Source organism: Delftia sp. ZNC0008 (genome assembly GCF_000799035.1).
Lineage (GTDB): Bacteria > Pseudomonadota > Gammaproteobacteria > Burkholderiales > Burkholderiaceae_C > Comamonas > Comamonas tsuruhatensis.
Genome location: NZ_JTKZ01000266.1, coordinates 1 through 10,216, shown reverse-complemented (window position 1 = coordinate 10,216; position 10,216 = coordinate 1). Strand labels below are relative to the sequence as shown.

The following is a 10,216-nucleotide window of genomic DNA, read 5'->3' as shown; positions in this document are numbered from 1 at the left end:
CACGGCTGCATCGGCAGCGGATACATGGGGCGCCTGCGCATCGTCTGCGGCATGGACGGCCAGGCTGGGCACACCCAGCTCGCGCAGCGCGCGCACGATGCGCAGCGCGATCTCGCCGCGGTTGGCTATCAGTATCTTCTGGAACATGGGTAAAAGGTCCGGTATCAATGGTCAACAGCGTTTGCAACTGGCGCCCTCAAATGCAAGGGGCACCGAGGAAGGGCCGCCCCGCACCGAAGGTGTCGTCCCCCTCCCCCGCGAAGCGGGTAGAGAGGGGGAAGGCGCGAAGCGACTCAGGGGGTGTCTTTCAACATCCTGCGCAGCACCTTGCCCGCGCCGGTGGCAGGCAGCGCCTCGATGAAACGCACCTCGCGCGGCGCCTTGTAGCTGGCCATGTTCTCGCGCGACCACTGCACCAGGTCCTCGGCCGCGATCTGCTGGCCCGGCCGCGTGACGATGAAGGCGCGCACGACCTCGCCCTTTTGCGGGTCGGGCACACCGATCACGGCGGCCTGGGCCACGGCCGGGTGCTTGATGAGGATGGCCTCCACCTCCTCGGGGAAGACGCTGTAGCCCGAGACCTTGATCATTTCCTTGAAGCGGCCGATGAAGGTCAGGTAGCCCTCGGCGTCCATGCGGCCCATGTCGCCCGTGTGCACCCAGCCGTTCTTCAGGGTTCTGGCCGTGGCCTCGGGCTTGTTCCAGTAGCCCTTGAAGTTGCCGGGGCCGCGGATGGTGATCTCGCCCACTTCGCCGGCCGGCAGCGGCTCGCCGGTCTCGGGGTCGATGATGCGCACCTCGTTGCCGGGCAGCGGCTTGCCGTGCGTGCCCCAGCGGATGGCATCGCCGGGCATGGTGGTGTCCATGGTGTGGGTCTCGCTGAGGCCGTAGGCCGCCTCGCTGGAGATGCAGTTCGGGGTGAAGCGCCTCCACTGCCGCGCCAGCTCCTCGGTGTAGGCAATGCCGAAGCTGGTCACCGTGTTGCGGCGCAGCGCGGAAAAGTCCATGGCCTCCACGCCCGGCAGCTGCATCACGGCCACGTTCATAGGCGCGATGCTGTACCACCAGGTCACGCGGTAGCGCTCCAGCGCCTGGGCCACGGCCAGCGGGTCGAAGCGGTGCAGCAGCACGCAGGTGGCGCCGCTGTGCACGGGCATGTTCACGCCCATGGACATGCCGGCAATGTGATAGAGCGGCGCCACGGCCAGCAGCATGTCGCCGGCGTTCACGCCCGTGGCGCTGGAGGCGCCGGCCGTCTTGCTGGCCGCGTTGCCGTAGCTGAGCATGGCGCCCTTGGGCAGGCCCGTCGTGCCCGAGGTATAGGTCATCAGCGAGACATCGTCCATGGCGACATCGACGGGCACGGGCTTGGCGCCGCTGTGCATGACATCCCAGAACGATTCCACGCCCTCGGGCAGCGGCTGCACGGGGGCCTGCAGTTCGGGCGGCAGCGCCAGCGTGGCCGATTCAGGAAGCCAGTCGCCATAGCGCACGGCCAGCACATGCCTGAGCGCCGTGCTGGCGCGCACCTTGTCCACCACGGGCAGCAGCACATCGGCCGCGACGATGACGCGGGCCTGGAGGTCATCGAGCTGGTACTGCAGCTCATGCTCCTTGTTCAGCGGCCCGCAGGGGCAGACGATGGCGCCGATCTTCTGGATGCCGTAGTGCGCCACGATGTACTGCGGGCAGTTGTTCATGAACAGCGCCACGGGCTCGCCCCGGCCCACGCCCAGCGCCTGCAGCCGCGCGGCAAAGGCGTCGCTGGCCGCATCCATCTCGGCCCAGCTGATGTGGCGGCCATACCAGATGTAGGCGTCGCGGCCGGGGTGGTTGCGCGCATTGCGGCGCAGGGCCTCATGCAGGGGAATGAGGGTCTCGGAATCCGCCATGCTTGTCTCCTGGGTGTCTGGCCATCCCGGAACCAGTCCTAAGGGATAGCCTTGATTTGTTTTGGGGTCCAGCGGCTTGCCAATATATACCCGCTGGTAGAACATTGCTACCCACCGGTATAACCATCGCAGCCACCGACGCGACACGAGATTTCCCGCATGCCCAAGCCCCCTGTCACCCCGCGCGGCCGCCAGCGCCTTCCCACGGCCGGCTCCGATGAAAAGCGCGAACGCATCCTCAAGGCGGCCGAGGCCCTGTTCGACCGCAACGGCTACGCCAACACCACGATGGAGCAGATCGTCCAGGCCCTGGGCGTGACCAAGCCCTTCGTCTACTACTACTTCCGCAACAAGCAGGAGATCTTCGAGACCCTGTGCTGGGCACCCACCGAGGCCTGCTTCACGGTGCTGGACTTCGCGGCCGACGATCCGCGCGCCGCGCACGAGAAGGCCGTGGACGGCCTGCAGCGCCTGATCGCGGCCACCATTGCCCACTATCCGGCGGCCTTCTTTCCCTACCGCGAGCCCCAGGCCTTCAGTCCGGCGTACATGAAGGCCTCGCGCACGCTGGCGCGCCAGTTCTACCGCCAGTTCTGCGCGCTGCTCGAAGAAGGCCGCGCCAGCGGCCACCTGGACTTTCGCGAGACACGCATCACCGCCCAGGCCGCCTGCAGCCTGCCGGGCTTTCTCTACAACTGGTACCGGCCCGGCGGCCGCCTGGGCACGGCCGAGATGGTGGCCGAGCTGACCGAGCTGGCCAGCCGCGTGCTGGGCCTGCGCACGGCGCCAGCCACCGCGCCCGAAGCCATTGCCGCATCCCCCGCGAAAAAGACGCCTGCACGGCGCAGCCGGCCCCGGGCCGAGCCGCCCGGCAAGGACTGACGACCATTCCTTCGAGGAGACAAGACATGCCGATCCGCCGCCATTGCATCCGACGATATTCCCAGCCATCCATGGCACTCGCCGCCGCCCTGCTGTGCGCCACGGCCGCCCACGCCCAGGGCGGCGAGACCTTCAAGATCGCCTTCATCGATCCGCTGTCCGGCCCCTTCGTCAGCACGGGCGAGCTGATGCGCGACCACGTGCAGTACGCGGTCGAGGACGTGAACGCCAAGGGAGGTCTGTTCAACGGGGCGAAGCTGCAGCTGCTGCAGTTCGACAGCAAGCTCTCGGCCCAGGAAAGCCAGGCCGCGCTGCAGGCAGCCCTAGACCAGGGCGCGCGCGTGGTGGTGACCGGGGGATCGGGCTCGTCGGTGGTGGCAGCCCTGGTGCAGGCGGCCTCGCGCCACAACCAGCGCAATCCGGGCAAGGAGGTGCTGGTGCTCAACCACTCCTCCATCGACCCCGAGCTGACGGGCAAGGCCTGCAGCTTCTGGCATTTCATGTTCGATGCCAACACCGCCATGCGCATGCAGGCGATTGCCAGCTACATCAAGACCCAGCCGGGCATCCGCAAGGTCTACCTGCTCAACCAGGACTACGCCCACGGCAAGCAGTGGGCGGCCTACGGGCGCCAGATGGTGAGCGCGGCCCGGCCCGATATCCAGTTCACGGGCGAGATGCTGCACCCCATAGGCCGCGTCAAGGACTTCGCGCCCTACGTGGCCAAGATCAAGGAAACGGGTGCGGACTCGGTGATCACGGGCAACTGGGGGCAGGACCTGACCCTGCTGCTCAAGTCGGCGGCCGACTCGGGCTATGACCTGCGCTACTTCAACCACAGCGCCGGCGGCATGCCGGGCACGGTGACATCCTTCGCCCAGACCCGCATCGGCCAGCTGACCTGGGTGGCCGAATGGCACCCGGGCCAGGCCGGCCGCCCGCTGGCCAACGCCCGCGCCCAGGAATACAAGGCCCGCATGGGCAAGGACTTCCTGGCCCCGCGCATGGACCTGGTGCCGCGCATGCTGGCCGCCGCCATGGCCAAGGCACAGTCCACCGAACCCGTGAAGATCGCGCTGGCCCTGGAGGACCTGCAGATGGACACCGTGGTCGGCCCCGTGCGCATGCGCGGCAAGGACCACCAGCTGCTGCTGCCCCAGGTGGTCAACACCATCGCGCCCATGGATGGCAAGCTGGTCAAGACCGGCTGGGAAGGCACGAACTACGGCTTTCGCACCGACGCCGTCTACACGCCCGAGCAGGTGGAGCTGCCCACGGACTGCCAGATGAAGCGGCCCGGCGGGCGCTGAGGCGGCCTGCCCCGCCAGCCAAGCCAGCTACGCCCCGCTCAATGCGGGGCGTAGTTTCGTTGGCCGAAGATGCCGCTGCCCACGCGCACCATGGTCGATCCGGCGGCCACGGCCGCTTCCAGGTCGCCCGTCATCCCCATGGATACCGTGTCGAAGCGCTCCAGCCCCGGCAGGCCGCTGGTGCGGATCTGCGTGAACACGGCCGTGGCGCGGGCATGCACCTCGCGCTGGGCCTCGAAGCCCGGCACATCGTCGGGAATGCTCATCACGCCGCGCAGCACCAGGCGCGGCAGCTGCACGATGGCGGCGGCCAGCTCCAGCGCCTGCTGGGGCGCCACGCCGGCCTTGGTCTCGCCGCCATCCACGTTCAGCTGGATGCAGACCTGCAGCGGCGCCAGGCCCTCGGGGCGCTGGGCCGACAGGCGCTCGGCGATCTTCAGGCGGTCCACGGTCTGGGCCCAGTCGAAATGCTCGGCCACCAGGCGCGTCTTGTTGCTCTGGATGGGGCCTATGCAATGCCATTGCAGGGCCTCGCCGCCCGGCAGGCCCATGGCGCGCACGGCGGCGATCTTGTCCACGCCTTCCTGGATGTAGTTCTCGCCAAAGCTGCGCTCGCCGGCCAGCACGGCCTGGCGCACGGCGTCGGGGCCGAAGGTCTTGGAGACGGACAGCAACTGCACCGAGCCGGCCGCCCGGCCCGCCTGCGCGCAGGCCGAGGCAATCCGTTCGTGAATCTGTTGAAGCTTGTTTTCAATCGTCGTCATAATTGCCGCCAGCGTACCAAACGAGGGAGCGAACTCCGTGGACATCACCCAATTGCTGGCTTTCAGCGTCAAGAACAAGGCCTCCGACCTGCACCTGTCCGCGGGGCTTCCGCCGATGATCCGCGTGCACGGCGATGTGCGCCGCATCAATGTCGATCCGCTGGACCACAAGACCGTCCACGCCATGGTCTACGACATCATGAGCGACTCCCAGCGCAAGGCCTACGAGGAGTTCCTGGAGGTGGACTTCTCGTTCGAGATCGAGGGCCTGGCGCGCTTTCGTGTCAACGCCTTCAACCAGTACCGGGGCGCGGCCGCCGTCTTCCGTACCATTCCCAGCAAGATCCTGACGCTGGAGCAGCTCAACGCGCCGCGCATCTTCGCCGACCTGGCCCTGAAGCCGCGCGGCCTGGTGCTGGTGACCGGCCCCACGGGCTCGGGCAAGTCCACCACGCTGGCCGGCATGGTCAACCACCTCAACGAGACCGAGTACGGCCACATCCTGACGGTGGAGGACCCCATCGAATTCGTGCACGACTCCAAGAAGTGCCTGATCAACCAGCGCGAGGTCGGGCCGATGACGCAGTCGTTCTCGGCCGCCCTGCGCTCGGCGCTGCGCGAGGACCCGGACGCCATCCTGGTGGGCGAAATGCGTGACCTCGAAACCATCCGCCTGGCCATGACCGCGGCCGAGACGGGCCACCTGGTCTTCGGCACCCTGCACACCTCCAGCGCCGCCAAGACCATCGACCGCATCATCGACGTCTTCCCGGCCGAGGAAAAGGAGATGGTGCGCGCCATGCTTTCCGAATCGCTGCAGGCCGTGATCTCGCAGACGCTGTGCAAGACCAAGGACGGCCAGGGCCGCATCGCGGCCCACGAGATCATGCTGGGCACCAGCGCCATCCGCAACCTGATCCGCGAGGCCAAGGTGGCCCAGATGTACTCCACCATCCAGACGAGTCAGAATGTGGGCATGCAGACGCTGGACCAGAACCTGACCGATCTGGTGCGGCGCAACCTGATCAGCCCGGCCGAAGCGCGCGCCAAGGCCAAGATACCGGACAACTTCCCGGGCTGACCGCCTCCGGCCCAGCCTCTCGCCACGCGCCATGAAAAGCATTTTCCGCAAGCTGCGAAGCGGCCAGGACCCTTCGGCCCCGGCCTCCGAGTCGGCCTTCTTCACGACCACGCTGGCGGCGCATGGCTTCATGGACCCGCACACGCCTCCCGTTCCCTGGGAGGCGCGCGCCATCGAGGTGGGCGCCACGCGGCTGCCGCGCGGCAGCGTCACCCAGCTGGAGCAGCTGTGGTCGCGCGACCGCTACCTGGGCCAGCTTGACGCCGCCAGCCTGCACCGGCTGAGCGAATACTTCATCTACGCGGCCGTGGCGCCGCAGCGCGACGTGATCCGCCAGGAGGAGAACGGCAGCTTCATGGCGGTGGTGCTGTCCGGCCAGATCGCCGTGGAGCGCCAGCAGCCCTGGGGCGAGCGCATGCGCCTGGCGCAGACACGGCCCGGCGACATCCTCGGCGAGATGTCGCTGCTCGACGGCGGGCCGCGCTTTTCCAGCTGCACCACGCTGACCGACTGCGAGATCGGCGTGCTCAGCGCAGAGGCGCTGGACGAAATGATGGTCAAGGATGCCGCGCTGGCCGCCAAGCTGATGGCGCTGCTGGCGCGCAAGCTCTCGTTCCGGCTGCGTGCCATCAGCGTGCGCCTGGGCGAGGAGCAGCACACTTAGATGGCGAATGAGTCGGCGAATGAGTCGAATATGAGGACGCCTGGCCCATCCGGGCCGGACCGGACCACCTGCACATAACAAAACAACCTGCGCGCCACGACGGTGCGCAATGCCCGGGGGAATACGGCAATGGAAAGAGATCAGGCCACCAAGTTCATCAACGACCTGCTCAAGCTCATGGTCAGCCGCAACGGCAGCGACTTGTTCATCACGGCGGAATTCCCGCCGGCGATCAAGATCGACGGGCGCATCACCAAGGTGTCGCCGCAGCCGCTGTCGCCGGTGCACACGCTGACGCTGGCGCGCTCCGTCATGAGCGACAAGCAGATCGCCGATTTCGAGCGCACCAAGGAGTGCAACTTCGCCATCTCGCCGCCGGGCATCGGGCGCTTTCGCGTCAACGCCTTCATCCAGCAGGGCCGCGTGGGCATGGTGATGCGGACGATTCCGCTGGCCCTGCCCACCATCGACAGCCTGGGCGTGCCCCAGGTGCTCAAGGAAGTGACCATGACCAAGCGCGGCCTGTGCATCCTGGTCGGCGCCACGGGCTCGGGCAAGTCCACCACGCTGGCCGCCATGGTGGACTGGCGCAACGAGAATTCCTACGGCCACATCGTGACCATCGAGGACCCCATCGAATTCGTGCACCCGCACAAGAACTGCGTGGTCACGCAGCGCGAGGTGGGCCTGGACACGGACAGCTGGGAAGCAGCGCTCAAGAACTCCCTGCGCCAGGCACCGGACGTGATCCTCATGGGCGAAATCCGGGACCGCGAGACCATGGAGCACGCCATCGCCTTCTCGGAAACCGGCCACCTGTGCCTGGCCACGCTGCACGCCAACAGCGCCAACCAGGCGCTGGACCGCATCGTCAACTTCTTCCCCGAAGAGCGCCGCCCGCAACTGCTGATGGACCTGTCGCTGAACCTGCGCGCCATGGTCTCCCAGCGCCTGCTGCCCAAGCAGGACAGCAAGGGGCGCGTGGCCGCCATCGAGGTGATGCTCAACTCGCCGCTGATCTCCGACCTGATCTTCAAGGGCGAAGTCACCGAGATCAAGGAGATCATGAAGAAAAGCCGCAACCTGGGCATGCAGACCTTCGACCAGGCGCTGTTCGACCTGTTCGAGTCCAACCTCATCACCTACGAGGATGCCCTGCGCAATGCGGACTCGGTCAACGACCTGCGGCTGCAGATCAAGCTGGGCAGCCAGCGCGCCAAGTCGCTGGACCTGGCGGCGGGCACCGAGCATTTCGCCATCGTCTGAACGCGCCTTCAGCGCGCCGAGCCGGGACACCGGCTCCTTCCAGGGCCGCACACCGCGCGCCCCTGCGCCACCCGCTCCCACCACCTCTCAGGAATCCCCCATGTCCGACTCCTCCATCGCCGCCCGCAGCTATGCGGCCATCGCTCCCCTCTCCGTAGCCTTCCTGGGGCTGGGCGTCATGGGCTATCCCATGGCCGGCCACCTGGCCACGGCAGGCCACCGCGTCACGGTCTACAACCGCACGCAGGCCAAGGCCCGCGCCTGGTGCGAGGAGTTCAACGGCGGCCATGCGGCCACGCCGCGCGAGGCCGTGGCCGACGCCGACATCGTGTTCAGCTGCGTGGGCAATGACGATGACCTGCGCTCGGTCGTGCTGGGGCCGGACGGCGCCTTCGCGGGCATGCGCCGCGGCGCCATATTTGCCGACCACACGACGGCATCGGCCGAAGTGGCGCGCGAGCTGCATGCGGCCGGGCTGGAGCTGGGCCTGCAGTTCATCGACGCGCCCGTCTCGGGCGGCCAGGCGGGCGCCCAGAACGGCCAGCTCACCGTGATGTGCGGCGGTGACGAGGCCGCCTTCGCCACCATGCAGCCCGTGGCCATGGCCTTCTCGCGCGCCTGCACGCTGATGGGCGACAGCGGCGCCGGCCAGCTCACCAAGATGGTCAACCAGATCTGCATCGCCGGCCTGGTCCAGGGCCTGTCCGAGGCCATCGCCTTCGGCCAGCACGCGGGCCTGGACATTCCCGCCGTGCTCGACGTCATCGGCAAGGGCGCAGCCCAGAGCTGGCAGATGGACAATCGCGGCCGCACCATGGCCGAAGGCAAGTTCGACTTCGGCTTTGCCGTGGACTGGATGCGCAAGGACCTGGGCCTGGTGCTGGCCGAGGCCCAGCGCAACGGCGCCCGCCTGCCCGTCACGGCCCTGGTGGACCAGTTCTATGCCGATGTGCAGCAGATGGGGGGCAGGCGCTGGGATACCTCCAGCCTCATCAAGAGGCTCACCCCCTGAGCGGCTTACGCCGCTTCCCCCTCGTTGCACGGCGCCTCTCTACTTGCTTCGCAAGGGAGGGGGACGACACCATCGCTGCGGGGCGGCGCGGCCGGCGTAGGCCCTTGCTTGGTGTCCCTGGCTTTAGGCCCTGCCAGATTCAAGTGCTATGCCCTGAGGAACGAGATCTTCCTATGTCCAAAACAAAAAGCCGGAACATGTTCCGGCTTTTGCTTTCAGGCGGCGGTGATCACTTCACCGGGGTGGCGGTGGCGCCTGCGGGGGTGGACAGGCTGCTTTCCGAGAGGCTGGTGGGGGCGCTGGCTGCGGCGGCCTTGCCGGAGTCGTCGGTGACCACGGGGGCGGACTGCGGCTGCATGCGGGCCAGTTCGTCCTCGGAGATGACTTCCACCACGCGCACGACCTTGGTCACGTCGTTGATGCCGCGGGCGATCTCGGCGCCGCGCTTGGCTTCGCGCGGGGTGACGATGCCCATCAGGAAGACGACCTTGTTCTCGGTCACGACCTTGAAGGCCGAGGCCTGGATGTCCTTGGCGTCCAGCAGGCTGGCCTTGACCTGGGTGGTGATCAGGGTGTCCTTGGAGCGCTGGCTCAGCGTGGAAGTGAAGGGCGCCACCACCACTTCGTTGAAGACATTGCGCACCGTGGGCTGCTCGCGCACGAGCTTCTCGATGGTCTGGCGGTCGGCCTCGTTGCCGGCCTCGCCGGTCAGCAGCACCTGGCGGTTGTAGCTGGTGACGTTGACATGGGCCTTGTCGCCCAGCACTTCGGAGATGCGGTTGTTGGCGCGCAGCTCGATGCCCTGGTCTTCCACCTGGGTGCCGGTGGTGCGGCGGTCCGCCACCGACATGCCGGCCATCACGGCGCTGCCGCCCACCAGGGCGACGCAGCCCGACAGGGCGGCGCCCAGGGACGCAACGGCGAGCACACCGCAGGCGGCGCGGGACCAACGGAACTTCATAGAGGCATCTCCTGTTCACCAAGTAACTGGGCATCCACGCCGTCGCACAGGCAGTGCAGCACCAGCGTATGGGTTTCGCGCACGCGCGCCGCACGGTCGTGCGGCACGCAGATCAGAACATCGGTCTCGCGCACGCGGCCGGCCAGGGAGCCGCCCGTGCGGCCGGTCAGCACCACGGCCATCATGTCGCGCTCATGGGCGGCATCCAGGGCCTCCAGCACGGCCACGTCGTTGCCCGTGGCGGACAGCACCAGCAGCAGGTCGCCGGGCTGGCCCAGGGCGCGTATCTGGCGCGCCAGGTACTGGGTGGCGTTGCCGCCCGAGCCCGTGGCGCCCACGGTGCCCAGCAGGCCGCCGTCGGACACCAGGGCCACGGCGACGCGG

At 67.8% G+C, this 10,216-nt stretch carries 11 protein-coding genes; 6 read left to right on the top strand and 5 right to left on the bottom strand.

Features of this window, described 5'->3' with window-relative positions:
• Positions 1 to 147, bottom strand: a 147-nt coding sequence (locus L995_RS34885) for a biotin carboxylase N-terminal domain-containing protein (RefSeq protein WP_197065122.1), incomplete at its 3' end; no start/stop codon positions are given.
• A 146-nt stretch (positions 148 to 293) separates the two neighbouring features.
• Positions 294 to 1,892 carry an AMP-binding protein gene (locus tag L995_RS08805; protein ID WP_047471054.1) on the bottom strand — a complete coding sequence of 533 codons (1,599 nt, stop codon included), beginning with the start codon at positions 1,890 to 1,892 and terminating at the stop codon, positions 294 to 296.
• A gap of 159 nt (positions 1,893 to 2,051) precedes the next feature.
• Here L995_RS08805 and L995_RS08800 point away from each other — a divergent pair, with 159 nt between their 5' ends.
• Together L995_RS08800 and L995_RS08795 are read left to right on the top strand one after the other, a co-directional pair.
• Positions 2,052 to 2,774 carry a TetR/AcrR family transcriptional regulator gene (locus tag L995_RS08800; protein WP_016446678.1) on the top strand — a complete coding sequence of 241 codons (723 nt, stop codon included), beginning with the start codon at positions 2,052 to 2,054 and terminating at the stop codon, positions 2,772 to 2,774.
• A gap of 26 nt (positions 2,775 to 2,800) precedes the next feature.
• Complete coding sequence (locus L995_RS08795) at positions 2,801 to 4,084, top strand: branched-chain amino acid ABC transporter substrate-binding protein (protein WP_047471052.1); 1,284 nt, start codon at positions 2,801 to 2,803, stop codon at positions 4,082 to 4,084.
• A gap of 38 nt (positions 4,085 to 4,122) precedes the next feature.
• Here the strand turns inward: L995_RS08795 and L995_RS08790 are convergent, their stop codons facing one another.
• The gene (locus L995_RS08790) at positions 4,123 to 4,848 is read right to left on the bottom strand and encodes a YggS family pyridoxal phosphate-dependent enzyme (RefSeq protein WP_047471050.1); all 726 of its coding nucleotides are present in this window, start codon (positions 4,846 to 4,848) and stop codon (positions 4,123 to 4,125) included.
• A 37-nt stretch (positions 4,849 to 4,885) separates the two neighbouring features.
• Between L995_RS08790 and L995_RS08785 the strand changes: the two genes are divergently transcribed.
• The 4 genes from L995_RS08785 to L995_RS08770 all read left to right on the top strand — a co-directional run bounded on the left by L995_RS08785 (position 4,886) and on the right by L995_RS08770 (position 8,871).
• The gene (locus tag L995_RS08785) at positions 4,886 to 5,929 is read left to right on the top strand and encodes a type IV pilus twitching motility protein PilT (RefSeq protein ID WP_016450723.1); all 1,044 of its coding nucleotides are present in this window, start codon (positions 4,886 to 4,888) and stop codon (positions 5,927 to 5,929) included.
• 31 nt (positions 5,930 to 5,960) lie between these two features.
• Positions 5,961 to 6,593 carry a cyclic nucleotide-binding domain-containing protein gene (locus L995_RS08780; protein WP_016450724.1) on the top strand — a complete coding sequence of 211 codons (633 nt, stop codon included), beginning with the start codon at positions 5,961 to 5,963 and terminating at the stop codon, positions 6,591 to 6,593.
• 129 nt (positions 6,594 to 6,722) lie between these two features.
• A complete protein-coding gene (locus L995_RS08775) occupies positions 6,723 to 7,859 on the top strand; it encodes a PilT/PilU family type 4a pilus ATPase (RefSeq protein ID WP_016450725.1) in 1,137 nt (378 codons plus the stop codon).
• A 100-nt stretch (positions 7,860 to 7,959) separates the two neighbouring features.
• Entirely contained in the window at positions 7,960 to 8,871 is a 912-nt protein-coding gene (locus L995_RS08770) for an NAD(P)-dependent oxidoreductase (protein WP_047471048.1), read from the top strand.
• A 229-nt stretch (positions 8,872 to 9,100) separates the two neighbouring features.
• Here the strand turns inward: L995_RS08770 and L995_RS08765 are convergent, their stop codons facing one another.
• Complete coding sequence (locus L995_RS08765; protein WP_016451991.1) at positions 9,101 to 9,832, bottom strand: BON domain-containing protein; 732 nt, start codon at positions 9,830 to 9,832, stop codon at positions 9,101 to 9,103.
• On the bottom strand, positions 9,829 to 10,216 hold a 388-nt coding region (locus tag L995_RS08760), incomplete at its 5' end, for an SIS domain-containing protein (RefSeq protein WP_047471046.1). The genes L995_RS08760 and L995_RS08765, both read right to left, overlap by 4 nt.

Bases quoted from the DNA above. Each gene is read 5' to 3' on its own strand.
- L995_RS08765 (WP_016451991.1), bottom strand. From the start codon at position 9,832: ATGAAGTTCCGTTGGTCCCGCGCCGCCTGCGGTGTGCTCGCCGTTGCG.
- L995_RS08780 (WP_016450724.1), top strand. From the start codon at position 5,961: ATGAAAAGCATTTTCCGCAAGCTGCGAAGCGGCCAGGACCCTTCGGCC.
- L995_RS08770 (WP_047471048.1), top strand. From the start codon at position 7,960: ATGTCCGACTCCTCCATCGCCGCCCGCAGCTATGCGGCCATCGCTCCC.
- L995_RS08775 (WP_016450725.1), top strand. From the start codon at position 6,723: ATGGAAAGAGATCAGGCCACCAAGTTCATCAACGACCTGCTCAAGCTC.
- L995_RS08805 (WP_047471054.1), bottom strand. From the start codon at position 1,892: ATGGCGGATTCCGAGACCCTCATTCCCCTGCATGAGGCCCTGCGCCGC.
- L995_RS08790 (WP_047471050.1), bottom strand. From the start codon at position 4,848: ATGACGACGATTGAAAACAAGCTTCAACAGATTCACGAACGGATTGCC.
- L995_RS08795 (WP_047471052.1), top strand. From the start codon at position 2,801: ATGCCGATCCGCCGCCATTGCATCCGACGATATTCCCAGCCATCCATG.
- L995_RS08800 (WP_016446678.1), top strand. From the start codon at position 2,052: ATGCCCAAGCCCCCTGTCACCCCGCGCGGCCGCCAGCGCCTTCCCACG.